This window comes from Pseudomonas syringae group sp. J309-1 (assembly GCF_032582135.1).
In the GTDB taxonomy this organism is placed as follows: domain Bacteria; phylum Pseudomonadota; class Gammaproteobacteria; order Pseudomonadales; family Pseudomonadaceae; genus Aquipseudomonas; species Aquipseudomonas quasicaspiana.
The window spans coordinates 26,666-52,775 of record NZ_JAWHNU010000020.1; the positions used below are offsets into that span (position 1 = coordinate 26,666).

Sequence of the window (26,110 nt, forward strand, 5' to 3'; positions counted from 1 at the left end):
GTGATGGTTGTGTGACGCTGGTTGAGGGAACGCTGTATTTCCTGTGCAGACTGTGTGAAAACCCTCAGACAAAAACAAACTGCGCGCGCTCACGTGAAATCTTTAAAAGTTTGTGTAGGTCACAGACCTCCAACTCACGTAGGAGCGCGGTTTTTTGAGCGTTTTTTAGCCAGCTAATTGGCTCGTGAGGTTTTCACACAGCCTGTGTGGGAGCGAATTCATTCGCGAAAGGGCCGTGCGTTCACTGCATATCTGTCCGGCGTGATGCCGCCTTCCCGAATAAATTCGGTCCCACAGGGCTCTCACTACCTGTATCTGTCACAACCCCCTGCTAAAGTCCGGCGATTCAATTTTGAGGTGTGTCCCGATGCGGCTTGCCTGGCTGGTGCTTTTGTTTGTGGCCTTCAATGCCCATGCTGAACCCTCGGCGGCAGTGAAATCCCTTGAAAGTTACGCATTCCCGACCCGCAACGATCAAACCCGGGAGGGCATTCGCACCGACGCGTTATTGGTACTGCGTGACGGTGAGGTGGTGTACGAGCGCTATGCCGGAGTGACCACTGCCCAAACGCCACACCTCACGTGGTCCATTAGCAAAAGCATCATGGCGACAGTGCTGGGCGTAGCCTTCGGTGAAGGACGCTTCACGCTGGATGATTCCGCCGCAAAATTCTATCCGCCGTTGCGCGCTCATCCTGATATTACGATCAAACATCTGATGCAGTGGACCTCCGACCTGGATTGGCAGGAGGACTATGAATACGCACCGCTCAATTCTTCGGTGGTCGCCATGCTTTACACCCGTGGCCGGGACGACATGGCGCGCTTTACAGCCGAGCACCGCAGTGCCCACAAACCGGGTACGTCGTTCCTGTATTCCAGTGGCGACAGCAACATCCTGTCTGCCGCGCTGAAAGGCATGGTCGGGGAAAAGGCCTACGCGGACTATCCGTGGACTGCACTGTTCGAGCCGCTGGGAATTCGCAGCGCTGTGTGGGAGACCGACACCAGCGGCACGTTTGTCGGTTCTTCCTACGCCTACATGACCGCACAGGATCTGGCCCGTATCGGTTTATTGATGCAACGCGGCGGGCTCTGGAATAACCGGCAGTTAGTGCCCAAAGCCTGGGTCGACTTCGTTCTGACGCCGTTCGCCAATCCACAACCTGACGCCGAGGTTTCTGGCGGCCAGTGGTGGCTCAATCGCACCGAAAGTGGTCAAAAAGGCCCATGGCCGGATGCACCCGCTGATACCTTCGCGGCGCTGGGTCACTGGGGGCAGGGGTTGTATGTAGTGCCCAGTGCCAGGCTGGTGATCGTGCGCTATGCCGATGATCGGGATGGCAGTTACTCCCATGATCAGCTTCTAAAACTGGCCATGGCGGCGTTCAGCAGGGAGAGCCCAAGCCCTAAATGATTTTCTGTAGGAGATTGCGCTGTGTCCCTGAGACCGCACTATCGTGAAGCAAACACAGCCCCTGTAGGAGTGAGCTTGCTCGCGATTCGGTCTGTCAGTCGATGAATATGTTGCCTGTGCTGACGCTATCGCGAGCAAGCTCACTCCTACAGGGGCTGTGTTTGCTGCGCGATAGTGCAGCGTCGAAGGCGGTGCGGCGGTTCCGAAAAAATGCATTCCAAAGAGGGGAGGCCAATGACCACAGGTTTTATTCGTCGTCGTCCATTCAGCAGTCTGTTGCTATTGATGGCGGTGACAATAGCGGTGCTGGTCTGGCAAAACCGCGTCGCATTGGCGGCATTTCCGAGCATCATCAGCGCTTATACCGCCAAAGAGTATTGCTCCTGTCGCTACGTCATGCTTAATTCCGCCGAGTATTGCCGTGGTTACGTCAAACAGTACGTACCGAGCAGTTTGCTCGACGACGCGGCGAATAAACGGGTAACTGCCGAAGGTCTTGGCCGCAGTAATGTGGCGACCTGGCAGGGCGAACGACAAGGCTGTCGCTTGCTACCGTCAGCGCCTTGAACAACCAGATGCGAACGTAGCAGTTCGCCAGCGGTCAGACAGGCGGTACGGTTGCCCCTTAATGCGCATCTGGAGTTTGCATGCCCATCACAACCCGCCTGCTGCTGGCCTTGTTGGCGCTGACAGCGTTGCCCGCTCAGGCGAACTGGTATCTGGATAACGAATCCTCACGGCTGTCGTTCACCTCCACCAAAAACGCCAACATTGCTGAAGTGCATCGCTTTCTGACCCTGCATGGCAAAGTCGATCGTAAAGGTGCGGCCGATCTTGAAGTCGAACTGGAGTCGGTGAGCACCGGCATCGCCCTGCGCGATGAACGTATTCGCGAGCAGGTTTTCAACGTCGCGAAATTTCCAAGAGCGAAAATCAACGCTCAACTCGACCTGGGCCCGATCAATGATCTGGCGCCCGGCGCGCAGCTGGAATTGCGTCTGCCGCTGGTGGTGCAACTGCATGGCAAATCCCACAGTTACCGGGCTGAACTGCTCGCCACGCGCCTGGATGAACGACGCTTTCAGGTCGTGACCCTTGAGCCTTTGGTGGTTAATGCCCAGGATTTTGATCTGGTGCCTGGTTTCACGACACTGCGCAATTCGGCCGGGTTATCGGCGGTCAGCCTCGCGGTGCCCGTGGGTGCCGTCTTGATCTTCACGGCGCGCTGAGTATGGCCGGGGCGATTTTTCCGTGGCGTGAGAATAACCAGTTCCAGTTGTTGATCGACGGCCCGGCGTTCTTTCCGCGCATGATTGCCGCGATTGACGGCGCTCAGCAGCAAGTCGAGCTGGAGCTCTATCTGGTCGAGGCGGGCGCGTGTGCCGAGGCGGTGGTGCGGGCTTTGGTCGATGCGGCTCAACGCGGCGTGATCGTGCGCTGCCTGTTTGATGATTTCGGTGCCCAGGCCTTCACCTTGGGGCTGAGAAAGCGCCTGACCGATTCGGGCGTGATCCTCAGGTTCTACAACCGCATTAACTGGCGACGCGGGATACGTAATTTCTACCGCGACCATCGCAAACTGCTGTTGGTGGACAAAAAGCTCGCAGTGGTCGGCGGCACCGGTGTAACCGATGAGTTCTGGCAGCCTGCAGAAGACGTCAGTGAGTGGCATGAAGTGATGGTGGAAATCACTGGCCCGCTGGTCATCGACTGGCAGGCATTGTTCGACCGCCAGTTCCACGCCAACCCGCGTCGTACGGCCTGGCGCCCCGCAGAGAATTTCGGCTTGCCTCGCCTGCCCAGGGTTCCTGTTTCCGGTCACGGGCTAGGCCGTGTTGCCTATGCGGACTCCCGCCAGCACCGTGACATTCTGCAGTCGTTGGTGCGGGCGTTGAACAGCGGTCACAAACGCATATGGCTGGCGACGCCGTATTTCCTGCCCACCTGGAAAGTCCGCCGCTCATTGCGCAAGGCTGCGGCCCAAGGCATTGATGTGCGACTGCTGCTTACCGGCCCACGCACCGATCACCCTTCAGTGCGCTACGCCGGGCATCGCTACTACCCGCGCTTGCTGCGTGCGGGCGTGAAAATCTTTGAATACCAGCCGTGCTTCCTACATTTGAAAATGGTCCTGATCGATGACTGGGTCAGCATCGGCTCCTGCAATTTCGATCACTGGAACCTGCGCTTCAATCTGGAAGCCAACCTCGAAGCCCTCGACGTTGGGCTGACGCGGGATGTGGTCGCCAGCTTCGAAAAAGACTTTGCGGTGAGCAAGCAAATTACCCTGGCTGAATGGAAAGCCCGGCCATTGTGGAGCCGGGTCAAGCAGCGGCTTTGGGGTTGGGTGGATCGGTTGGTGGTGAATTTGCTGGATCGGCGTGGCTGAGCTGTTGCTGAAACCGTAGGACTGGCTTTAGCCGGGAGAGCGGTATGCCTCGCAATGCAGATATTGCGAATGTATCGACGCCCTCGCGGCTAAAGCCACTCCTACGGGATTGTGCAGGTTCTGTGGGAGTGGTCCCGGTATCCCTGACACCGCGCTGTCGCGCAGCAAACGGGTGACCTGTAGGAGCCAACTTGTTGGCGAGACGTCGGACCCGCATCGTCAGAAATTCCGCTTCGCCAACAAGTTAGCTCCTACAAGGTCCGCGTTTCAAATCCATTATTGGAGTGATGTTTGATAGGAGCAGGGCTTGCCCGCGATAAGCCGAGCGCAGTGGCAGCTATATCGCGTTATCGTTCATCGCGAGCAAGCTCGGCTCCCACAGGGCTGTGGCCATTCTGGGAATCACTTGCGCCACACCTCTGGCTGGCTGGATCCGATCCAGTGGGAGCGACGTAAGGCGTAGAGATCGATTTGCATCTTGAGACTCTTATTGCTAATGTTTGAGTCTGCAGATGCAAAAGGTGTTTCTCATGTCCGCCGTCCCACAGCTCCAGCCTCTTTCCAAAGAACAATGCGTTTCCGGTCTGCGCACCGCGCTGCGCATTCTCGACAAGTGGGATGCGTCCAGCGAGCAGGCGTGTCGGATTCTGCGTATCTCCCGCAGCACCTATACCCGCGCCAAGCAGACAGGCTCTGAATGGTCAGTCGGGCTGGACATGGATCAGATGCACCGCATCAGCTTCGTGCTGAATATTCATGCGGCGCTGCGCACGGTCTTCGACAACCCGGACAATGTGTACGGCTTCCCGGCCATGGCCAATGACAACGAGTTTTTCAACGGTCGCAAGCCCTTGGACATCATGGCTCAGGGCGACATTGTTTCGCTGTATGAAACCTTCCGCCGCGTCGACGCACTCCGGGGCGCGCAATGGTGACCCTCGACAGCCTGCCACTCCTTGCCGAGCAAGAGCAGCGGGCTTATCGGCTGGTCAACTCCAGATTCCCGCCCATCGATCTGTTCGACGATGTTGCAGATGCCGCGGAGTTTGAGGGGCTGTATCAGCTACAGGCGCTGACCAATCCACGGTTGCAGAATGAAATCGGGCGCATCGCGTTGATCCCGGTTGCTGAAATTCCGTTCGGCATTCCCGGCTGTTCTTACGCGGTAGGGCCGTTCACCCACGTGAATCCGGCGGGCTCGCGTTTCAGTTCAGGGGCTTTCGGGGTGCTGTATCTGGCCGATGTGATGGAAACCGCAATCGCGGAGGTACGCCATCACCAGAACCACTATTGGTCGAGAGTGGCAGGGCTCAACTATGAGCGTTTTCTGTTTCGTGGCTTGCTCTGCTCCTTCGATGAAGTAGCCAATCGCGATGCTACCGGGCTGCCACTTTCAGACCCCATTTACGATCCTGAAGATTATTCCACTGCTCGCCAGTTGGGCCACGCCGCCAAGCGGGCAGGGTGCCCAGGGCTGCGCTACAACTCGGTTCGCTCGCCGGGCAATCATTGCTGGGCATTGATGACACCCAGGCATGTGAAGTCGATTGTTCAGACTGCGCATTACGAAATGATCTGGAGTGGGCAGATCACCAGTGTGAGTCGGCTTTCGAATGCTTGAAGGTGTTAATGGCACCGCGCCATCGCGCAAAAAACATTGGACCTGGAGCTGCCGAAGGCTGCGATGGTGGTGTGTCAGGATGAATGCTTCGCAGCCTTCGGCAGCTCCTACAGTAGTGCTCGAACGCCAATAAAAAACCCGCATCTCTGCGGGTTTTTTACTAAGGCCGACGTGCTTACTGAACTTCCACCGCCAAACTATCGCTGATCTTTTTCTGCCAGATTTGCGGGCCGGTAACGTGGACGGATTCGCCCTTGCTGTCGACTGCAACGGTAACCGGCATGTCTTTGACTTCAAACTCGTAGATCGCTTCCATGCCCAGTTCGGCAAAGGCCACGACTTTCGACTTCTTGATTGCCTGCGCCACCAGATAAGCAGCACCACCAACCGCCATCAGGTACACGGCTTTGTGGTCCTTGATCGCTTCGATAGCGGTAGGGCCGCGTTCGGATTTGCCGATCATGCCCAACAAGCCGGTCTGATCGAGGATCTGCCGGGTGAATTTGTCCATCCGCGTGGCGGTAGTCGGGCCAGCCGGGCCAACCACTTCTTCGCGCACCGGATCAACCGGGCCGACGTAGTAGATGAAGCGACCTTTCAGATCCACCGGCAGGGTTTCGCCCTTGTTGAGCATTTCGACCATGCGCTTGTGCGCCGCGTCGCGGCCGGTGAGCATCTTGCCGTTGAGCAGGACGGTTTCGCCCGGCTTCCAGCTTTGCACGTCTTCCGGAGTCAATGTGTCGAGGTTGACGCGACGGGCTGACGGGCCGGCTTCCCAGACGATTTCCGGGTAGGCGTCCAGCGATGGCGCTTCAAGGGATGCAGGGCCGGAACCGTCCAGCACGAAATGCGCGTGACGGGTGGCGGCACAGTTAGGAATCATGCACACCGGCAGCGACGCAGCGTGAGTCGGGTAATCCATGATTTTCACGTCGAGCACGGTGGTCAGACCGCCCAGGCCCTGAGCACCGATACCCAGTTGGTTGACCTTCTCGAACAGCTCCAGACGCATCTCTTCGATACGGTTGGAGGGGCCGCGCTTTTTCAGCTCGTGGATGTCGATGGATTCCATCAACACTTCCTTGGCCATGACGGCGGCTTTCTCGGCAGTGCCGCCGATACCAATGCCGAGCATGCCTGGCGGACACCAGCCGGCACCCATGGTTGGCACGGTTTTCAGGACCCAGTCGACGATCGAGTCGGACGGGTTGAGCATCGCCATCTTCGATTTGTTTTCTGAACCACCGCCTTTGGCAGCCACGTCCACTTCCACGGTGTTACCCGGAACGATGGAGTAGTGGATGACGGCCGGGGTGTTGTCCTTGGTGTTTTTACGAGCACCTGCCGGGTCGGCCAGAATCGAAGCGCGCAGAACGTTTTCCGGCAGGTTGTACGCGCGGCGCACGCCTTCGTTGATCATGTCGTCCAGGCCCATGGTGGCACCGTCCCAACGCACGTCCATACCGACGCGCACAAACACGGTCACAATACCGGTGTCCTGGCAGATCGGGCGATGGCCGGTCGCACACATGCGCGAGTTGATCAGGATCTGCGCCATGGAGTCACGGGCAGCAGGCGACTCTTCGCGCAGATACGCTTCGTGCATGGCCTGAATGAAATCCACCGGATGGTAGTAGGAAATGAATTGCAGGGCGTCGGCGACGCTCTGAATCAGGTCGTCTTGCTTGATCACGGTCATGTGGGCGCGCTCCTCTGTTTAGGACGGGAACATTCAAAAATTATTGTCTGAGTCATCTGCCATCTTGCGATGTCTCATGGCTACGACAGCATCGTTGGCTGCGACAAAAAGGCGCGGCAGTATAACCCGCAACCTCGCTGGTCCATCCATCGGTTTTGCGCCTAGCCATCATTGGTCCGCTGACTGGCTTGTCCCGATGGTTGGGGGAGTTATCAGGGGTAAAGTACGCGAACCGTTGTAATCCGTGTATTTGAGCTGCATCACGTCAGTTGCAATTGAACCTTTTTGAACGTATTTATCCCCCGTCGCTGGAAACTTTCTGACGCGAGTCTAAAGTTCTGGGCTTGGTGCCACTACGGGAAGGAATCCTTTTGAGCACGATGAGCAAACGGGAAATATCTCCGACCACGCAGTCCATTTTTCTGAAGCGATTTGGTTTGGCGGTAGCGACCTACGTATTGGTTTTGTTACTGAGCGGGCTGGCCATTTACGCTGGAGAGCTGCATCAGCCATTACATGTGGCGGTGATCACTTGTGCGTCGGTGCTGCTCAGCCAACTGGTTTTGCTGATCGTTTTCCTCACCCGCTTCAATCAGCGCTTCACTGATGCAAGCCTGACTGAATTTCAGGTAGTGCTGGCCTTGTGTTGGCTGACCTGGCTGTTGTCATGCCTGGACGAGGCGCGTGGTATTTTCCTGGTTATCTATGCGCCGATCCTCCTGTTCGGTTTGTTTCAGCTCACGCCCATGGTTTTCGCCCGCTGCGCCTTGCTCGTACTGCTGAGCTTCACAGGCATCAACGCGTGGGAGTTTTTCAACGGAACCCTGCAAAAACCGGGCACTGTACTTCTGCAGATCAGTGCCCTGTTCGTCATGTTGTTATGGCTCAGCCTGTTTGCCGGTTATGTGCATGCCCAGCGCCAGCGAATGCGTCAGCGTCGCTACGCCTTGCAAGCCCACCAGGACACCTTGCGCGGCATGATGGCTCAGCTTGAGGAACTGGCTGCAACCGATGAACTCACCGGCCTGTATAATCGCCGCTACTTTTTGCGCATGGCTGCCCGGGAATTGAATCTACTGAGCGACGACACGTCTCACGGGCTGGCTTTGATTGACCTTGATCACTTCAAGCGCATCAACGATAACCATGGCCATTCGGCTGGCGACCAGGTGTTGCAGGCTTTTGCAGCCCGCGCTCAGGACTGTCTGCGCGAGAGCGATGTGTTGGCGCGCTACGGTGGAGAGGAATTTGTGTTGTTGATACCGCTCTGTGACGAAAAACAACTGGTGGATTGTTGTGAGCGTGTGCGGGAGTCATTCAGCCGTGTTGAACTGGCGGCGTTACCCGGCTCAAATCTCAGCCTGTCAGTGGGGATGACCTTGCTGCAACGGGGTGACAATCTGGATGAAGCGCTACACCGCGCAGATCAGGCGCTTTATCGCGCCAAGCGTGGTGGGCGTAACCGATGTGTGGCGGGTTGGGAAAACGTTGATGCCTGAGCTGCATGTAGGCGAGCGTCACTGGACGGTCGAGGCAGGAAGCAATTTACTCGACAGCCTCAATCAGGCTGGCGTCAGGGTCCCCTATAGCTGCCGGGCCGGAAGTTGCCATGCCTGTCTGGTGCGCTGCATTAGTGGCGAACCGGCGGATGCCCTGTCTGAGGCGCTGGATGCGGGCAAGCGTCAGCAAGGCTGGCGTCTGGCCTGCCAGTGTCGGGTGATGCAGGATTTGACCGTCAAGGTATTTGATCCACAACGTGATGGGGTGCCAGCCCGGGTCGCAGAATGTGACTGGCTCAGCCCGTCGGTACTGCGTTTACGTCTGGAGCCAGAACGGCCGTTGCGTTATCGGGCTGGTCAGCATCTGGTGCTGTGGACGGATAGCGGCGTCGCGCGGCCTTATTCGCTGGCGAGCATACCCGGCGAAGATCGCTTTCTGGAGTTTCACATCGACTGTCGTCAGGCGGGCGCCTTTGCTGACGTAGCTCGCCATTTGCGTGTGGATGAGCGCATAGGGCTAGGCGAGTTGCGGGGCGGTGCATTGCAATATGATCCGGACTGGCAAGACCGGCCGTTGTTACTGTTGGCCGCTGGAACGGGTCTCGGACCTTTGTGGGGCGTGCTTCGAGAGGCGCTTCGTCAAGAGCATCAGGGACCTGTCAGGCTTATTCATCTGGCGCGCGATGGCAGTGAACATTACCTGCGTACCGAATTGGCTGAGTTGGCAAGTACTCATGGCAGCGTTCAGGTCCAACTGGTGACGTCTGATGAACTGGACGCGACGCTGGCCGACTTGCGCATGTTGTCGCGCAAGACCATGGCGCTGGTCTGCGGCAGTCCACAAAGTGTAGAGACCTTTGCCAAGCGACTTTATCTGGCGGGTATTCCGCGTAATCAGGTCTTGGCGGATGTGTTTGTGGGGCGTGAATAAGGCATTCAAACGCGAGATGGCGCGGTGCCATAGACGCCGGGGCCTCTCCTACAGAAATGCGCTGCTATTCACTCCCGGTCATCAAACACAAAAAAGCCCCGGCTCTCGCGAACCGGGGCTTTTTGTTTGCTGCGCGCGACCGTCTTAGACCAACGGATCGCCGACGTGCAGGATCTTCATGCCGTTGGTGCCACCGATGGTGTGGTAGCTATCACCCTTGGTGAGGATGACCCAATCGCCTTGCTCAACGAGACCGCGCTTGAGCAGTTCGTCTACCGCAGACTGGCTGACCTGGCCTGGTGGCAGGTTGGCCGGGTCGAACGGTACGGTGTAAACGCCACGGAACATTGCTGCGCGGGCCTGAGTACCGCGGTGCGGGGAGAACGCGTAGATCGGTACCGAGGAGCGAATGCGCGACATGATCAGCGGGGTATAACCGCTTTCAGTCAGGGCAATGATCGCTTTCACGCCAGGGAAGTGGTTGGCGGTGTACATGGCTGCCAGCGCGATGCTTTCGTCACAACGGGTGAACGAGTGACCGATGCGGTGGCTGGAGGTTTTACCTGTCGGGTGCTTTTCAGCGCCGATGCAGATACGGGCCATGGCCTGCACGGCTTCGATCGGGTAGGAACCGGCAGCACTTTCAGCGGACAACATGACGGCGTCGGTGTAGTCGAGCACGGCGTTGGCCACGTCGGACACTTCTGCGCGTGTCGGCATCGGGCTGGAGATCATCGACTCCATCATCTGTGTTGCCACGATTACCGCTTTATTGTGGCGACGAGCGTGCAGGATGATGCGTTTCTGAACACCTACCAGCTCGGCGTCACCAATTTCAACGCCCAGGTCGCCACGGGCAACCATGACCGCGTCACTGGCGCGGATCAATGCGTCCAGCACTTCATCGTTGGCCACGGCTTCAGCACGTTCGATCTTCGCCACCAGCCAGGCGGTACCGCCCGACTCGTCACGCAGCTTACGGGCGTATTCCATGTCAGCGGCATCGCGCGGGAAGGAAACGGCCAGATAGTCCAGGTCCATTTCGGCAGCGAGCTTGATGTCCTGCTTGTCTTTTTCGGTCAAGGCCGGAGCGGTGAGGCCACCGCCACGGCGGTTGATGCCTTTGTGGTCCGACAATGGACCACCGATCAGCACGGTGCAGTGCAGTTCGTCGGCAGTCTGGGTGTCAACGCGCATGACCACGCGACCGTCGTCGAGCAGCAGCTCGTCGCCTACGCCGCAGTCCTTGACCAGATCCGGGTAGTCGATACCCACGATTTGCTGGTTGCCATCGGTCAGCGGGTGAACAGTGGAGAAAGTGAATTTATCACCGACTTTCAGTTCTATTTTCTTGCCGGCAAACTTGGCAATACGAATTTTCGGACCCTGCAGGTCGCCCAGCAGTGCGACGAAGCGCCCGTGCTTAGCGGCGATCTCACGGATCAGCCTGGCGCGTGCCTTGTGCTCATCCGGAGTGCCGTGAGAGAAGTTCAGACGAGCAACGTCCAGACCCGAGAGGATCAATTGTTCGATGACTTCCGGCGAGTTACTGGCAGGGCCAAGGGTGGCGACGATTTTAGTGCGGCGAACGGTCATGCATAAACTCCTTATATGAAGCGCAGCGAGAGGCTACTACTGTCTTGATCTGTAGTCATGTTTCTTTGCATTGTCGCGAGATTTTGCGAGCCGGTAACCGGCAGACGACCGGTGCCAAAAACTGCTTGAAGAAATCCTGTTTCAGGTCGATATATTGCAGAGCACAGGAGAGTCCCATGCGAATCGTGATGATTTTAGTATTGCTGGCAGCTGTCAGTGGCTGCACCCGAATGGCAATGAATTCCAATTTGAACAGCGCCTACCGGTCCTATGATCGGGGTGATTGCGAGGCTGTGATGTTGAGCCTCTCCAAGGTTGATCGTCAAAGCCGCTCGCGTCGTTACGTTCAGCCAGAAGTATCGATGTTGCGCGGGCAATGTCTGGAGCGGCAAAAACTGTTTGTTGATGCGGCGCAGACTTATCAGTTCATCATCACTCAGTACCCTTACAGTGAGTACGCATTCAGAGCAAGAGCTCGCCTGGAGACGCTGCAACAGTTGGGTCACTATCCACGCGTCCAGACTGCTCAGGTTAGCCCTGTAAAGCGTTAATTACATTCGTTTGGATCCTTTGTAATGTTTTTGAGTGGCTGTATGCCGCAATTGGTCTAGTCTTACGAAAAGCAGACGGACGTACGTGACTTGTGGCGCCTGTATCGGGTCAGAGTCTCGTTTCTGCGACGACAAACTCAAGTTTGTTCGTATTGACGGTGCCAATGCGCAGTGTTGGCTACCCCAGGAGTTTTAGCGCGGCCATGCTCAATGGCTACCTATGGCGGCTGATTTATGTTGAAAGAGCGAAGGATCGAACGGCATCAATTGCCTGGCTATCTGCGGGTGTTCAACCGCTACACCAACAAGCAATTGGGTTGTCTGGGCAACGTGTCCGAGAAGGGATTGATGCTGATCAGTGATCTGCCGATGATGGTGGGAGCTGAATTTCAATTGCGTCTGCAGGTACCTTGTGAGCGTGGAATGCCTGTCACTCTGGAGGTGACGGCGACCTGTCTGTGGTGTCACGAAGATGAAACGCCGGGTAGCTATGACTCGGGTTTCATATTGACGGAGTCACCGCCGGAGTACGCGGAACTGATTGGTGCTCTAAGGCATTACTTCAGTTTTTATCCGATGGAAGCATCGGTCTGAGAGCGACTACCTGACTGACGCTAATTGCGTAGGAGCTGCCGAAGGCTGCGATGTATTTTTCCTGAAAGACCGCTATCGCAGCCTTCGGCAGCTCCTACAGTTCTGTGTTTGCTTCGCGCCACCGGATGTCGGGAAGAGCGGTCACAATGCACCGGTTTTTCTCCAGTTCAAGTAGCGACTGATCAGTTCCGGCCCGAGTTCTGCCGGGCGGGAGTCCAGAACTGGAATGCCGTGGGCGCTCAAGCGGTCATGCAGTTCGGCACGGGCGTTAAGAAAGTCGATGGTTCCGCAGTACATCAATGCGTCATCGTAAGTCTGAACGGGTTCGTGCCGTAAGGTATCCAGCACCTCTTCGCGCAAACTGACGATCAGAACCCTGTGTTTCTGGCCCAGCAGTTTGACCGCGGACAACAGCTCTTCGTCATCCTCATCGCGCAAGTTGGTCATCAATACCACCAGCGCGCGGCGCTTCTGGCGTGCTATCAACTGGCGAGCGGCCGCGCTGTAATCTGCGGTTCTTCGACTGCTGTTCAGGTCATAGACGCTGTTGAGCAGCACATTCAACTGGCTCGGCCCTTTAACCGCAGCAAGGTAGCGGTCCTGCTCGCTGGCAAAGGTCGACAGACCTACCGCATCGCCCTGACGCAAGGCTACATGCCCAAGCAATAGCAGGGCGTTGAGCGCGTGATCGAAGTGCGAAAGATCGCCGTCCTGGCTGCGCATGCGTCGACCACAGTCGAGCATGAAAATGATTTGTTGATCCGTTTCCTCCTGATACTCACGGGCGATGGGCGTGCGGTGGCGTGCTGTGGCTTTCCAGTCGATTTGCCTCAGGCTGTCGCCTTCACGAAACTCACGCAACTGGTTGAACTCCATGCCCAGCCCACGGCGCTGTCGCTGACGTACGCCCATCTGGCTGAGCCAGTTTTCAACCGCCAGCAGTTGCCCGCCGTAGACACGGGCAAAATCCGGGTAGACCCGCGTACTGTCATTCAACTCCAGATAGCGACGAGCCCGCCAGAGTCCCATCGAGCTGGGCAGCTCTATTTCGCACTGGCTAAGCTTGAAAAGTCCTCGTTCCAGCGGGCGCATGCGATAGCTCAACCGGCTTTGCTGGCCCGGCCGCAGCGCCAGGGTTTGTGGCAGATGTTCTACCTCAAAGCCGTCCGGCAAATGGTCGAACACCTGCACCGTGATTTCATCCGGATAATCGTGTGTCAGCGTCAGATGCGCTTGCGCCCAACGCCCCAGCGCCAGACTCCCGCGGACTTCACGTTTGAGGCTCGGTGAAGGTTTGCGAATCAGCCGAATGGCATCCGCCAGTGCCAGCACCAGCAATGCCAGCAGCAACGCGTAAAGCAGCGTGCCAACTTCATCGGGCACCTCAATGGCCAGTGCGGACAGAACGCCGAGCAGCAGTGCAATGCCCGCCAGTCCTCCCAGCCAGCCAAGCAGTGCTGTCGATGGTTTCAGCAGTTGCTTCATAGACGGGGCGCCGGAACCTGATCGAGCAATTGACTGAGGACCTGATCAACCGACAGGCCTTCGATATCCAGTTCCGGTGCCAGCCTTACCCGATGGCGCAGCACGGCCAGCGCGCAACCCTTGATGTCGTCAGGGATGACAAACTCGCCCCCGCGCAACAACGCCCGCGCCCGGCCGCCACGTACCAGTGCAATCGAGGCCCGGGGACCTGCGCCCAGGGTCAGGCCCGGCCAGCTACGGGTGGCGCGCGCCAGTCGAACGGCATAGTCCAGCACCTGATCGTCCAGCGGCAGCTCGCTCGCAATTCGCTGCAAGGCCTGTACTTCACGCGCCTGAAGCACAACGCGTAACGGTTGCACGTCGAGCATGTCGGCCCGGCTCGAGCGGGTGACCTGGCGGACCATGCTCAGCTCTTCGTCGACATCGGGGTAGTCCATGCGCAGCTTGAGCATGAAACGATCCAGCTCGGCTTCGGGCAGTGGATACGTCCCTTCCTGTTCGATGGGGTTTTGCGTCGCCAGCACCATGAACGGCTGGGCGATGGGCATGGGTTTACCCTCAAGAGTGACCTGCCGTTCCTGCATGGCCTCAAGCAGTGCGGCTTGGGTTTTGGCCGGAGCACGATTGATTTCGTCGGCCAGCAGCAGGTTGGTGAAAATTGGACCTTTACGGAGTTTGAACTGCTCGGTGTGCAGGTCATAGACCGCATGGCCGGTGACGTCGCTGGGCATCAGGTCAGGGGTGAACTGAATGCGGGCGAATTCACCTCCAAAACAACGGGCCAGCGCCCGGGCCAGTAAAGTCTTGCCGAGCCCCGGCACCCCTTCGAGCAAAACATGGCCGCCACCAATCAATGCGGTCAGCACGTCATCAATAACGGCGGCTTGTCCGATCACGGCTTTTTGCAGCTCTTTGCGTAAGGCCTGGGCCAACTGGCTGGCGCGCTGACGCTGTTGCGCCTGATTGCTGGCTGCCGGTGCGGGCGTGGCTGCCGGGTCGATATTGAACTCGACGACAGGCTCGGGGCTGGAGGAAGGTTCGTTGGGTAGATCGCTCATAGGGCATTCCTGATGGTTTGCAGGTGGGCAACCTGACGGGTGAAGTCGGAACTGGACATGCGCTGTGCCGGACGTGGGCGCAATGCCTGGCTGATGACACTGGTTGGCTGGCGGGTCAGGCGTGCCAGAACCTGCCATTGGTCGGCGATCACTAGCGATTCGAAGCCGGGGTGACGAATGCGGGCGCGGCGCAGAATTTCTGCCTGCAGGTTGCGCAAGAGAGTTTGCTGGCCGCTGCGACGACGCAGGAACTCGGCGCTGGCGCGCAGGTGCTCGGTGAGTTGGCGACGCGCGCCGACAGCAGGTGCTCGCACAGGCCCTTGGCGCATGCCTGCCCGCCAGAGTCCGACGCCGATGAGTAGCGTCAGCATTAATACCAGCTGCGGAAAGTGGCGCAGCAACAGGCTGAACAAGTTGTCGTGTTGGCTTCTGATGACCATCGTGACTTTGCTGTCCTGGGTCAGGTACCACAGGAGCCATGCATTATCGTAATCATCGATAAATCGGTTTTTCCATAAATCGGCATCGGTCACCACGGTGATCAGACCTTCACCATAGATCAGTTGCAACATGTGTGTCGCGTCAGCGCTGTTAGCCCAGGACTGGGCGTGATCCTCAGGGTCTTCGAGGTGGAAGCTGGGGTCAAAGCTCATGTAAGCCGGAGCTTCTTCGTTTTCGAGATACAAGCGTGTCAGTTCTGGCCAGGGAACCTTGGGTGCTTTGGGGGCAGGTGCTCGTAGAGGGATGACCGGATTAACCGGACTGATCGGTGAATAATCCTGCCCTTTCAGGTCTTTGGTGAGTAATTGATGAATCTGTAACCGGTCCAGCAAAAGGTCGCCGCTACGACCTTTTTTTTCATCCCAGAGTTGCTCGGCGACAAACAGCAGATGCCCGCCTGACCGCGCCCACTGCAGTACCTTGTCCGCTTGAGAAGGCGTCATGTTGTCGCGATAGTCGAGCAGCAGCAAGGTTTGGGATTCAAGCCTCGCATCGGGCAGTTTGTTGGTGGAGTCGGCTGTTTTTACGTCGATGGAGCGACTGCGTAGAAAACTTTCCGCTGCCAGCCATGGATTGGCACGGACTTCGGGGGAGGGGCCTTGATCGACCGTTTCCTCATAGCGTTCCAGATTCTTCAGCAGATAGACCGCAACTGCGCCCAGAACCAGCAAAGCCAGGGCGGCCAATAACCAGCGACGTCGGGTCATGACTGCACTTCCCGATCAAACAGGCGTCGCCAGCCATCACAAAGTTCTTGCTGTACCGGGGTTGCAGGTAGCTGGTGACCATAAGCCAGATTTTGCCAGTGCCGGGTCAGGCTTTGGCTGAAGTCATTGAGAGCAGGTTGATCAAGCGCGGCGATTCGTTGCAGGACCTGGCCTTCGGTGTCGGCGCTTTTCAGGGGCAGTTGATAGTCGACAAGCAAGCGGCTGAGCAGCGCTCGATACAGCAACCCCAACGCTTCACGTGGCTGGTTTGGCCACAGTTGTTCCGCGCTGGCTGCAATGTCGGCCGGGAGGCTTTCGGCGCTGACTTGCAGGCCAAACAATTGTTCAGGTGGGGCGCGTTGTGGTTTCTTGCGGGGAGCGCGGCGATTGACGAACGCGGCCAGCCATTTTCGGTAGCGCCAGATCACCACACCGACCAAGGCAATCACTATTCCCCACAACAAAACCTGAAAGACCTGTGCGAGGACGTTGCCGAAATGCAGTAGCCATCTCACCCAGCCATACAGCGCTGTGCTCCTGTCGTAGTTTTTTTCCTGCGTCGTTTTTGGGGCTTCAGGCAGCCGCCAGCCCGAAACGGTTTTCGGGTTCTTGAACGGCGGCTGTTGCAGCACTTCTTTGATGTTCTGCCGCGCAGCCGCGCTGGTCAGTTCCTGATTGACGAGGCGCGGGCTGTCGGGGCCAGCTTCGCCCTCTGGGGACAGGGAGGGAATCGGACAGCTGAAATCCTGCTGCTCAGACCATGCGGGCGGTGCGGCACTGAGTAGAGTCAGACCAAGGCCGATCATCAGCACATAGGCGCTCCCCGTCAGCCGTTGGCGCAACCGGCGCAGGACCAGTTCAATGTCCCAGGCCTCCAGAACCGTGCGCCGATTCAGGTACAGGGTGAAACCACAGGACACGTAAACCGGTCCCCACACGATCAGGATCAACGCATAGAAAAGATTGCTCAGGTGCTCCAGCCAGTTCAGTTGGTTGTTAAGGTCGAGCATTGTCCGCCAGGTCCAGTCGAGCTCTACCTGCTGGGGAATCAGCGCATAAAACAACACGATCATCCCGACCCACAGGCACGACTCCAGCGTACCGCCCACTGCAGTCAGGCAGCGAGCGGCGAACTGATCCTTCTGGCTGAGCACGCCAATGCGCTGGCGGAGTGCCTCGCCGGAGAGTTGTTCCAGTTGATGCACGGGCAACGTGAAGCTGCGACTCAAGCTGAGTCGACGCCACGTCAGGCTGGCGAGAAGATTGGGGCGCAACGTTTTCAGCCAGCCTTTGAGTGCATCTTTCAGGCTGGGTGCAGGGTCGAACAACGCTTGGGACAGAATGAGAAGTGGCAAGCGTTCATAGACGGGCTTGAGCCACCAGAACAGCAGGATCGCGGTGGTCGGATGATTCCAGAGCAACAGGCTGAGCAGCGCAAAAATCGGCAAGGTGACAATGGCCCAGCTTGTCATCAGCAGAGCGCGATGCTGCTGGGCCAGCAGTACGCCCAGGTCTATGGCTTCCCACGGCGTTCGTGGGTGGATCGCAATGCTGGCGTCAGTCAGGCGCATGGTGTGTCCTGCCTGCAAAAACCAGATAAGCGATGACTAACGTCCAGAGCACTGCACCCACTGTGTATTTGATTGCCGGCTGCGGCCAGGTCATGGAAGACCAATAGGCCTCTATGAACGCTGCAATCAAAAGGAAGAGGATGACGCCGTAGATCAGTTGTACGCTGGTTTTCGCTGCAATCCGCAATGCCTCACCGCGGCGCAATGCTCCGGGGGCCAGTAATGCCCAGCCAAGTTTGAGTCCTGCGGCACCCGCCAGTGCGATGGAGGTGAGCTCAAATGCACCATGACCAACAACGAATGACCAGAATGTCTGACCGTAGCCGATACCGGTCAAGTGCCCGGCAACGGCTCCGATCGTAAGTCCGTTGAACAACAGGAAGAACAGGCTGCCAAGCCCGAACAGCAATCCGCTGGCGTAGGTCTGAAAGGCAATCCCGATGTTGTTCATGATGTAGTAGCCAAACATCATCCAGTCATCATCGGCGGCACGCTCCACTGCTTGACCGATACGACTCGACTGCGGGTCGTACATGGTCTCCATCTGCCCTACCTGTCCAGGGTCCATAACGCTGTAGATCAGATCCGGGAAGCCATACACCAGCAAGCCCATAACGATAAGGCTGCCGAAGAACAGCAGGCTGGCGATGGCGATCAGACGCCATTCGGCGCGCACCAGTTGCGGGAATCCTGCCAGCACGAAACTCAGCAGTTGCGCACCGAAGGGATGACGATGCCGATACAGTTGCTGGTGACCACGCATGGCCAGTTGTTGCAGTGGATCAACCAGATGGCTGCTGTAGCCTCTTTCCTGGGCGACGGCCAACTGGTTACAGATACGCCGGTATTCGCGACTGAAGGTCTCGTTCGATGAGCCTGGTGCTTTGCGTTTTTCGAGACCGTCCAGACGCTCTGCGAAGCGCCGCCATTCAGCCTGATGACGAAGTTCGAACAGACCTTGTTTCATGTTGGCCCCAGCAAGCCGGTGGCTATGCTGTTCAGTCGCGGCACTACCAGTGCCGGGCTTACGTTCAGCGGCGCGGCGAGAATCGATGCCAGCTCCTGGGTGCGTTCCGAGGTCAGTTCGGCTTGTCGTTCCGCGAAGCTCAGAATGGCTCGCTGTTCTTCAAGGCTCAGCACGAACGGCGCGATGATCGGTGTGGCGTGTGGCAGAACCGGACGACTCGGTGGTTTGTCTTGATAGACCACCAGAGTACCGGCGGCCAGATCGCCGAGGCGTTTGAATTGGGGGTGTTGCAGGCAACTGATGGCGCCAAGGCTGTAGCCGAACGGCAGCATATCGACGAAACGCAACAGGTTGCGGATGAGCGAGGCGGTCCAGCCGATCGGGGTCCCGTCATCGTGGATCACTCGCAGACGCATGATCTGCTTGCCGGGTGTGCGCCCCTGGTTCAGGACTTCGAACAGCACCATGTACCACCAGGTAACCAGAAACATGGAGATAGCACTGAGGCCTGCGCCAAAGGATTCGAACAGGCTGAAGACCAGCAAGAGCATGCCGATGGCTACGGCACGAATGGTGAAATCGATGGCGAAGGCCAGAGCGCGAGGGACCAGTCCTGCCGGACGCAGCAGCAGGTCGATACCTTCCGGGGTTTCCATTCGGCTGCGGGTGTCCAGCGGCGCGGTTGGCGGTGCAGTCCTTGGCAAAGCGTGCGGGGAGGGCATTGTCGAGAGAGGTACGCCTGAAAACAAAACCTGATGCTAGGGACTGTTGGGTTGGTAAGCAACCGGACTGTTTCTACATGTGTTGTAAGAAAAGGTTTCTTTTAACGCAAACTTAGCCTTATTCGCCTTTTACCACTCTCAAGCCCTACACTTTGCCGGTCTTTTGTTCAGGATCAGCCCGTGACTTCCACCATCTTCTGGTACGACTACGAAACCACCGGTATCAATCCGCGCAATGATCGCCCGTTGCAGATGGCGGGTATCCGTACGGATGCCGAACTCAATGAAATTGAGGCGCCGGTTAATATTCACTGCCAGCCCAGCGACGATATTCTTCCGCATCCTGCCGCATGCATGATTACGGGTATCACGCCGTCCACGCTGGCCGAGAAGGGTTTGTGCGAAGCTGATTTCATGACCCGTGTTCATGCCCAGCTTGCTGCGCCGGGCACGTGCGGGGCGGGCTACAACACTTTGCGCTTCGATGATGAAATGACGCGCTACAGCCTTTACCGGAATTTCTTTGATCCTTATGCCCGTGAGTGGCAGGGCGGAAACAGTCGTTGGGACTTGATTGATGTCGTGCGCGCCGCCTACGCACTGCGACCGGAAGGCATTGTCTGGCCGGAAGATGATGGTCGGGTAACGCTTAAGCTTGAGCGGCTGACGGCTGCCAACGGTATTGATCACGGACAGGCTCATGACGCTTTGTCTGATGTGCGGGCGACTATTGCTCTCGCGCGTCTGGTTCGTGAAAAACAGCCCCGTCTTTACGATTATCTTTTCGAGTTGCGCAGCAAGCAGAACGTCCAGCAACAGATACGGCTGATGGAACCGCTGGTTCATATCTCCGGGCGCTTTTCGGCGGCACGTCATTATCTGGGGGTTGTACTTCCTCTGGCCTGGCATCCGCAAAATCGAAACGCACTGATTGTGTGCGATTTACATCAGGATCATTTGCCGTTACTGGAGCAGGATGCACAAATGTTGCGACAACGGTTATATACCCGTCGCGAGGATTTGGTCGAGGGCGAACTGCCGGTCCCCCTTAAACTTTTGCATATAAATCGGTGCCCGGTGATCGCACCGCTGAAGGTGCTGCGAGCTGAAGATCAGCAACGCTTGAATCTCGACATGACAGTGTTTAGCGAGCGAGTACGTCATCTCAATGAGGCGCAGGCGCTCTGGCAGGAAAAGCTGAACACCATTTATGCCGCTGATGACTTTGTTGCCAGTGAAGATCCCGAGCAACAACTTTATGACGGATTTATTGGTGACCGTGATCGCAGGCTTTGTGAGCAAGTGCGCAATGCAGAGCCTGAAGCGTTAGGCAGCCAGGCATGGCCTTTCGATGATGCGCGTTTGCCAGAGTTATTATTTCGCTATCGGGCGCGAAATTTTGCTGAAACCTTGAATACAGAAGAGCAACAGCGCTGGCTTGTTTTTTGTAGGACACGTCTGACGGTGCCTGAATCCGGGGCCCCTAATACCTTGCAAAGTTTTACTCAGGCACTTGTGGAACTATCCCTTAGTGCTACCCCTGCCCAGCTTGAGATATTACGTGAATGGCAGGACTACGTGGAGGCGCTGCGCCAAAGGCTGGGTCTTTGATGTAACGAGTACGGCGTTTTTCAGGCAATAAAAAACGCCAGCTAGGCTGGCGTTTTTTAGTGTAACGAATGAAGCGGGACCTGCTCCGGGTTTAGCCCAGCAGGGTTGCCCAGCCTTCAACTTCATCACCGCCCCACTTGGCTTTCCACTCTTTCAGCGTTTTGTGGTTGCCACCTTTGGTTTCGATGACTTCGCCGTTATGCGGGTTTTTGTATTGCTTGACCTTGCGCGCACGCTTGGTGCCGGTCGCTTTAACTGCGCCGCCGCGTGCAGATTTGCCAACTTTGGCTTCTGGATCGAGCAGAGCAATGATGTCACGCAGCGACTTCTGATATTCACCCATCAGCGTACGCAATTTGCCTTCAAATTCCAGCTCGGTTTGCAGTTTGTCGTCTTGGGACAGGTTCTTCAAACGCGCTTGCAGTTCTTTGATGGCTTCTTCTGTAGCGCGGTACTCGTTGATCAGAGACATGAGGCTTACCTTATGTTGAGAGGTGGGCAGGGATACAGTGAAGCAATAATAGTCATGCGCCTTGATCAAGTAAACATTAAAGAAAAGTTTTATTTGAATTATTTAGAAATATACCGCGTCCTACAGACGCTTCATAAACTAAATGGCGTAGCGCATGTGGTAAAGATAGTCGCTATTAAGGCGTTTAAATCGCAGCTTCTTAAGCGTTCGTTCAGGAACCAGCTACCGGTGTGGCAAGGTGGCGATTTCGGCATGCCAGGGTACCGGCGGCAGTCACCAATCAGTTTTACAGGACTACTGCAGTTTTCCTGCGCAGTCGCTAGAATAGCCGCCTTTGCGAAGTTCTGGAGTTTCCCCCAATGCGCACTTTTCGTCTGGTGATTTCATGCCCGGACCGTGTCGGCATCGTTGCCAAAGTCAGTAACTTTCTGGCGTCCTATAACGGCTGGATTACCGAAGCCAGCCATCACTCTGACAACCAGAGTGGCTGGTTCTTCATGCGTCATGAAATTCGTGCCGATACGCTGCCCTTTGATCTCGACGCGTTCCGCGAGGCGTTCACCCCTATCGCTGAAGAGTTTGCGATGGACTGGCGCATCACTGACTCGGCACAGAAGAAGCGCGTTGTATTGATGGCAAGTCGCGAGTCCCATTGTCTGGCGGACTTGCTGCACCGCTGGCACAGCGATGAACTGGACTGTGAAATTGCCTGCGTGATTTCCAACCATCAGGATTTGCGCAGCATGGTCGAATGGCATGGCATTCCTTATTACTACGTGCCGGTGAACCCGACGGACAAGGAGCCGGCATTTGCCGAAGTTTCACGTCTGGTAGCTCATCATCAGGCGGACGTGGTGGTGCTGGCGCGTTACATGCAGATCCTGCCGCCGCAGCTGTGCCGTGAATATGCCCATCAGGTCATCAATATTCACCACAGCTTCCTGCCTTCATTCGTCGGTGCCAAGCCTTATCACCAGGCCTCTCTGCGAGGCGTCAAGTTGATCGGCGCAACGTGTCACTATGTCACTGAAGAGCTGGATGCAGGCCCGATCATCGAGCAGGACGTGGTACGCGTCAGCCACAGCGACAGCATTGAAAACATGGTGCGTTTCGGTCGCGACGTGGAGAAGATGGTTCTGGCTCGTGGCTTGCGCTACCACCTGGAAGATCGCGTGCTGGTGCACGACAACAAGACGGTAGTGTTCGACTAAGCTCCAGACAAGCACTGAATCTGTAGGAGCTGCCGAAGGCTGCGAATGGCGGAGTGCCAGGCAGGTCGCTTTCGCAGCCTTCGGCAGCTCCTACAGAAGATGTATTTCCGACACTACGATGGTGCTTCGATGAGGTGCTCTCCATGACCGATCCCCTCGACAAGGCCACTTCAACAGCGCCCCCCACTCTGGGTGAGGGGTGCCTCAGTCGCTATGACCCGGATGCGTTGACGCCAGAAGACGGTGCCGATTTTGAAGGCGCTGCCGAGCTTTGGCGCGCCACTCAGGCGGATAAAGACCTGCAACCAGACGACAAATCCGACACTTGATTCAGATCCGGTTGAAGCGCATCAGTTTGTTCAGCAGTGGTCGACCGACCATCAGCAGGAAAATTGGCCCGCCCACGACCAGATAGAAGTAGTAGGTCACTGTGCGCCAGATCAGAATCGCGGCCGCTGCGGTGGATTTACCGACCATGGGTGCCAACAGCGCAGCAGATGTCAGCTCGGCAGTACCTGCGCCTCCCGGCAGCAGGCTGAACTGTCCGGCCGTCAGCGATAACATCTGAATCAGAAACGTCCAGGCCCATTGCACATTGACGCCCAGGCCAAGCAGCGCAAGGTACAGAATGCTGTAGCGCAGGCCCCAATGCAGGCAAGTCAGCACAAACACCGCGATCAGTTTCTGACGTGGCATTTTCCAGGTTTCAGCCAGCGCATCGCGGAAATGCAAGACCTTGCGCGCCCAACGAAACCGGGTTGTGCTTTTGGTTTTGAAGCGCTTCAGCAACCGGCCGTTGAACTTGATGACCTGCCGATGGAAGCGGGCGAATCCCAGAAACAGGCACAGGCTGCCCACGACGAGCACTGCGCTGAAGCCCAGCAGCCATTCCATTCGCTCACTGAGCGTATGGAAGAGTGCATAGAACATGATCCCTACCAGCGCCACGAGGAAAAACACCAGATCGCTGAGTTGGTCTGTGGCGAATACTGCGCTGGCTTTTGCCGGTCTGACGCCATTTCGGGCGAGCACTGCCATTAACGTCAGTGGTCCGCCGCTGCCACCGGGCGTTGCGCAGTAGGCAAACTCGCTGGCCATAATCAGGCCCAGGCTTTTATTGATTGTCAGCTTTTGTGCGCTATCTCCCAACAGGATCCGCATGCGTAGGGTATTCAGGCCCCAGCAGAGGATGATCATGCCGAACATCACCATCAATAGCGGGAAGGGAAAGCTGCGCAGACGCTGAAAGATATCGCCGCCGCCCAACAGCAAAGGGATCAGCACGGCTGCCAGCAAGCCAATAGCCAACCATGCAATGCGCTTCATTCTTGGTGCTCTGAAGGTTGCAACAGGTGGGCCAGCGAGATAAATGCAGTCATGGGGGTGTTTGGCCTTGCGCTGGATGATCACGGAAAAGTTTAACGTTGACCACCGATTACGGCAGATGTTCGTCAGGTGGTGTCGATAGTGTGTTGCTGACGCGCTTGCGGCTAAAGCCGCTCCTGCGAACTGCGCATACCCGGTAGGAGCGAACTTGTTCGCGAAGCGCCGGCCCAAACGATAGATGAGCATCGCCAGCCAAACCCTCGCGAACAAGTTCGCTCCTACCAGGGGTTGCATCCTTCCTTCCCTGCCATAGCGTTAAGTTTCGCACTGTTTCCTTACGCGTGGACCACACTGATACAACGATCAAGACAGGTGATGACATGTCAGACGTTCAGAACATTGTGATAGGTGCCGGTCCCGACGGGCTACCGGTGAGTCAGGCACTGCGCCTGGGGAATCGTCATGGTCTGGTGGCGGGAGCGACCGGGACCGGCAAGACGGTGACGCTGCAACGTCTGGCCGAAGCCTTCAGTGATGCCGGCGTTGCGGTGTTCGCCGCTGATATCAAGGGTGACTTGTGCGGGCTGGGCGCAGCGGGTGCACCGCAAGGCAAGATTGCCGAGCGGATTTCTGGCATGCCTTGGCTCAATCACACACCGAAAGCCTATCCGGTTACTTTGTGGGACGTTCACGGGAAGTCCGGTCATCCACTGCGCACGACGCTGAGCGAAATGGGTCCGCTGTTGCTGGGCAGCTTGCTGGAGCTGACGGACAGTCAGCAAGCCGCGCTCTACGCGGCCTTTAAAGTAGCTGATCGCGAAGGCTTGTTGCTGCTCGATATCAAGGATCTCAAAGCGCTGCTCAATCATCTGCGTGACAATCCGCAATTGCTGGGTGAAGACAGCTCGCTGATGACTACCGGTTCGAGCCAGGCCCTGCAGCGCCGACTGGCGGTGCTCGAACAGCAGGGCGCTGAGGCGTTGTTCGGGGAGCCAGCTCTGCAACTGGAAGATATCCTGCAGCCTGCGAACGATGGGCGAGGGCGTATTCATTTGCTGGACGCCAGCCGACTCGTGCATGAGGCGCCCAAGGTCTACGCGACTTTCCTGTTGTGGCTTCTTGCCGAGTTGTTCGAGCAGTTGCCGGAACGCGGTGACGCAGACAAACCGATACTGGCGTTGTTTTTCGATGAAGCGCATTTGCTGTTTGCCGACACGCCCAAGGCGTTGCAGGACAGGCTTGAGCAAGTAGTGCGGTTGATTCGCTCCAAAGGCGTGGGCGTGTATTTCGTCACCCAGTCGCCGGGTGACTTGCCTGATCAGGTACTGGCGCAATTGGGGTTACGCATCCAGCACGGCTTGCGCGCGTTTACTGCCAAAGAGCAGAAATCGTTGCGCGCCGTGGCAGACGGGTTCAGACCCAATCCGGCTATCGACACGCTGGCGGTGCTTACGCAACTCGGCATCGGCGAAGCGCTGGTCGGTACATTGCAGGACAAGGGCACTCCAGCGATGGTCCAGCAAGTGCTGGTCGCGCCGCCGCAATCACGAATCGGGCCGTTGACCGATACCGAGCGTGTCAGTCTGATTGCCCAGTCGCCACTGGCCGGGCGCTATGACAAGCCTGTTGATCGTGAATCGGCCTATGAAATGCTTATTGCGCGAAAAGTCGCTGTATCCGAAACGGAGGCTGCGCCAACAAAGAGCGCCAAGGAGCAGGAAAGCTTCAGTGACATGGCCGGTGAGTTTCTGGGCGGTATAGCGGGGCAGGCAATGAAAAGCGCTGCGCGCCAGGCGGCGAATCAGTTGGTGCGAGGGTTGTTGGGGTCGTTGCTGGGTGGGGGGAAAAAGCGCAGGTAGTTAATATCCGCGGAGGATATTGGCGACCGCACTGTGCGATGCACCTGTGGGATATTTTGTGTTGGCCTGCCAGGACTTCAGATCCCTGTGGGAGCGAGTTCATTCGCGAAGGGGCCAGTACGTTCACAGCATCTGGGTCGTCAGGAACGCCGCCTTCCCGAATGAATTCGGTCCCACAGGATTAGCGTCAACCTGAGGCGTGCGCAACCCAGTGGGAGCGAATTCATTCGCGAAGGGGCCAGTACATTCACAGCATCTGGGTCGTCAGGAACGCCGCCTTCCCGAATGAATTCGGTCCCACAGGATTAGCGTCAACCTGAGGC

At 57.2% G+C, this 26,110-nt stretch carries 24 protein-coding genes; 14 read left to right on the forward strand and 10 right to left on the reverse strand.

Features of this window, described 5'->3' with window-relative positions; genetic code table 11:
• Nucleotides 1-367 precede the first annotated feature (367 nt).
• From RX972_RS13250 to RX972_RS13275, 6 genes are all read left to right on the forward strand, one after another.
• Nucleotides 368-1,417, forward strand: coding sequence for a serine hydrolase (locus RX972_RS13250; protein ID WP_316875925.1), 1,050 nt, complete (start codon nt 368-370; stop codon nt 1,415-1,417).
• Nucleotides 1,418-1,651: 234 nt separating this feature from the next.
• Complete coding sequence (locus RX972_RS13255) at nt 1,652-1,984, forward strand: amidase (protein ID WP_316875926.1); 333 nt, start codon at nt 1,652-1,654, stop codon at nt 1,982-1,984.
• An 80-nt stretch (nt 1,985-2,064) separates the two neighbouring features.
• Entirely contained in the window at nt 2,065-2,646 is a 582-nt protein-coding gene (locus tag RX972_RS13260) for a YceI family protein (protein WP_316875927.1), read from the forward strand.
• A 2-nt stretch (nt 2,647-2,648) separates the two neighbouring features.
• A complete protein-coding gene (locus tag RX972_RS13265) occupies nt 2,649-3,806 on the forward strand; it encodes a phosphatidylserine/phosphatidylglycerophosphate/cardiolipin synthase family protein (RefSeq protein WP_316875929.1) in 1,158 nt (385 codons plus the stop codon).
• Nucleotides 3,807-4,336: 530 nt separating this feature from the next.
• Nucleotides 4,337-4,741 carry an antitoxin Xre-like helix-turn-helix domain-containing protein gene (locus tag RX972_RS13270; RefSeq protein ID WP_099270889.1) on the forward strand — a complete coding sequence of 135 codons (405 nt, stop codon included), beginning with the start codon at nt 4,337-4,339 and terminating at the stop codon, nt 4,739-4,741.
• On the forward strand, nt 4,735-5,427 hold the full coding sequence (locus tag RX972_RS13275) for an RES family NAD+ phosphorylase (RefSeq protein ID WP_316875932.1): 693 nt from the start codon (nt 4,735-4,737) through the stop codon (nt 5,425-5,427). The genes RX972_RS13270 and RX972_RS13275 overlap by 7 nt, the downstream gene beginning before the upstream one ends.
• Before the next feature lie 175 nt (nt 5,428-5,602).
• Here the strand turns inward: RX972_RS13275 and RX972_RS13280 are convergent, their stop codons facing one another.
• A complete protein-coding gene (locus RX972_RS13280) occupies nt 5,603-7,126 on the reverse strand; it encodes a fumarate hydratase (protein ID WP_027900590.1) in 1,524 nt (507 codons plus the stop codon).
• Between the two features lie 380 nt (nt 7,127-7,506).
• On the opposite strand from RX972_RS13280, the gene RX972_RS13285 reads away from it, so the two are divergent.
• Both RX972_RS13285 and RX972_RS13290 read left to right on the forward strand, forming a co-directional pair.
• Complete coding sequence (locus RX972_RS13285; protein WP_231666358.1) at nt 7,507-8,625, forward strand: sensor domain-containing diguanylate cyclase; 1,119 nt, start codon at nt 7,507-7,509, stop codon at nt 8,623-8,625.
• A complete protein-coding gene (locus tag RX972_RS13290) occupies nt 8,618-9,556 on the forward strand; it encodes an iron-sulfur-binding ferredoxin reductase (RefSeq protein ID WP_316875935.1) in 939 nt (312 codons plus the stop codon). The genes RX972_RS13285 and RX972_RS13290 overlap by 8 nt, the downstream gene beginning before the upstream one ends.
• 144 nt (nt 9,557-9,700) lie before the next feature.
• Here RX972_RS13290 and pyk read toward each other — a convergent pair whose 3' ends face one another.
• Nucleotides 9,701-11,152 (reverse strand): pyruvate kinase, encoded by a 1,452-nt coding sequence (pyk, locus tag RX972_RS13295; RefSeq protein ID WP_027900593.1) that lies wholly within the window; start codon nt 11,150-11,152, stop codon nt 9,701-9,703.
• A gap of 176 nt (nt 11,153-11,328) precedes the next feature.
• Between pyk and RX972_RS13300 the strand changes: the two genes are divergently transcribed.
• The gene (locus tag RX972_RS13300) at nt 11,329-11,703 is read left to right on the forward strand and encodes a tetratricopeptide repeat protein (RefSeq protein ID WP_027900594.1); all 375 of its coding nucleotides are present in this window, start codon (nt 11,329-11,331) and stop codon (nt 11,701-11,703) included.
• 234 nt (nt 11,704-11,937) lie between these two features.
• The gene (locus tag RX972_RS13305; protein WP_231666322.1) at nt 11,938-12,297 is read left to right on the forward strand and encodes a PilZ domain-containing protein; all 360 of its coding nucleotides are present in this window, start codon (nt 11,938-11,940) and stop codon (nt 12,295-12,297) included.
• A 141-nt stretch (nt 12,298-12,438) separates the two neighbouring features.
• Here the strand turns inward: RX972_RS13305 and RX972_RS13310 are convergent, their stop codons facing one another.
• The 6 genes from RX972_RS13310 to RX972_RS13335 are packed head-to-tail and all read right to left on the reverse strand — an operon-like array spanning nt 12,439 to nt 19,308.
• A complete protein-coding gene (locus tag RX972_RS13310) occupies nt 12,439-13,770 on the reverse strand; it encodes a DUF58 domain-containing protein (protein ID WP_316875988.1) in 1,332 nt (443 codons plus the stop codon).
• An 8-nt stretch (nt 13,771-13,778) separates the two neighbouring features.
• The gene (locus RX972_RS13315) at nt 13,779-14,840 is read right to left on the reverse strand and encodes a MoxR family ATPase (RefSeq protein ID WP_316875938.1); all 1,062 of its coding nucleotides are present in this window, start codon (nt 14,838-14,840) and stop codon (nt 13,779-13,781) included.
• The gene (locus RX972_RS13320) at nt 14,837-16,048 is read right to left on the reverse strand and encodes a DUF4350 domain-containing protein (protein ID WP_316875939.1); all 1,212 of its coding nucleotides are present in this window, start codon (nt 16,046-16,048) and stop codon (nt 14,837-14,839) included. Before RX972_RS13320 ends, RX972_RS13315 begins: the two co-directional genes overlap by 4 nt.
• On the reverse strand, nt 16,045-17,619 hold the full coding sequence (locus RX972_RS13325; protein ID WP_316875941.1) for a DUF4129 domain-containing protein: 1,575 nt from the start codon (nt 17,617-17,619) through the stop codon (nt 16,045-16,047). Before RX972_RS13325 ends, RX972_RS13320 begins: the two co-directional genes overlap by 4 nt.
• Nucleotides 17,606-18,586, reverse strand: a complete 981-nt coding sequence (locus RX972_RS13330) for a stage II sporulation protein M (protein WP_316875943.1) — start codon at nt 18,584-18,586, stop codon at nt 17,606-17,608. Before RX972_RS13330 ends, RX972_RS13325 begins: the two co-directional genes overlap by 14 nt.
• Complete coding sequence (locus tag RX972_RS13335) at nt 18,583-19,308, reverse strand: RDD family protein (protein WP_316875944.1); 726 nt, start codon at nt 19,306-19,308, stop codon at nt 18,583-18,585. Before RX972_RS13335 ends, RX972_RS13330 begins: the two co-directional genes overlap by 4 nt.
• Nucleotides 19,309-19,488: 180 nt before the next feature.
• Here RX972_RS13335 and sbcB point away from each other — a divergent pair, with 180 nt between their 5' ends.
• On the forward strand, nt 19,489-20,919 hold the full coding sequence (gene sbcB / locus RX972_RS13340) for an exodeoxyribonuclease I (protein WP_316875945.1): 1,431 nt from the start codon (nt 19,489-19,491) through the stop codon (nt 20,917-20,919).
• Nucleotides 20,920-21,010: 91 nt separating this feature from the next.
• Here sbcB and mvaT read toward each other — a convergent pair whose 3' ends face one another.
• Entirely contained in the window at nt 21,011-21,391 is a 381-nt protein-coding gene (gene mvaT / locus RX972_RS13345; RefSeq protein ID WP_027900603.1) for a histone-like nucleoid-structuring protein MvaT, read from the reverse strand.
• A gap of 359 nt (nt 21,392-21,750) precedes the next feature.
• On the opposite strand from mvaT, the gene purU reads away from it, so the two are divergent.
• Nucleotides 21,751-22,602, forward strand: a complete 852-nt coding sequence (gene purU / locus RX972_RS13350; protein ID WP_027900605.1) for a formyltetrahydrofolate deformylase — start codon at nt 21,751-21,753, stop codon at nt 22,600-22,602.
• 143 nt (nt 22,603-22,745) lie between these two features.
• Nucleotides 22,746-22,931 (forward strand): hypothetical protein, encoded by a 186-nt coding sequence (locus RX972_RS13355; RefSeq protein ID WP_316875946.1) that lies wholly within the window; start codon nt 22,746-22,748, stop codon nt 22,929-22,931.
• A 1-nt stretch (nt 22,932) separates the two neighbouring features.
• On the opposite strand, the gene RX972_RS13360 is transcribed toward RX972_RS13355, so the two are convergent.
• Entirely contained in the window at nt 22,933-23,928 is a 996-nt protein-coding gene (locus tag RX972_RS13360) for a lysylphosphatidylglycerol synthase transmembrane domain-containing protein (RefSeq protein ID WP_316875947.1), read from the reverse strand.
• A gap of 380 nt (nt 23,929-24,308) precedes the next feature.
• On the opposite strand from RX972_RS13360, the gene RX972_RS13365 reads away from it, so the two are divergent.
• Entirely contained in the window at nt 24,309-25,787 is a 1,479-nt protein-coding gene (locus RX972_RS13365) for a helicase HerA-like domain-containing protein (RefSeq protein WP_316875949.1), read from the forward strand.
• Nucleotides 25,788-26,110: the final 323 nt, after the last annotated feature.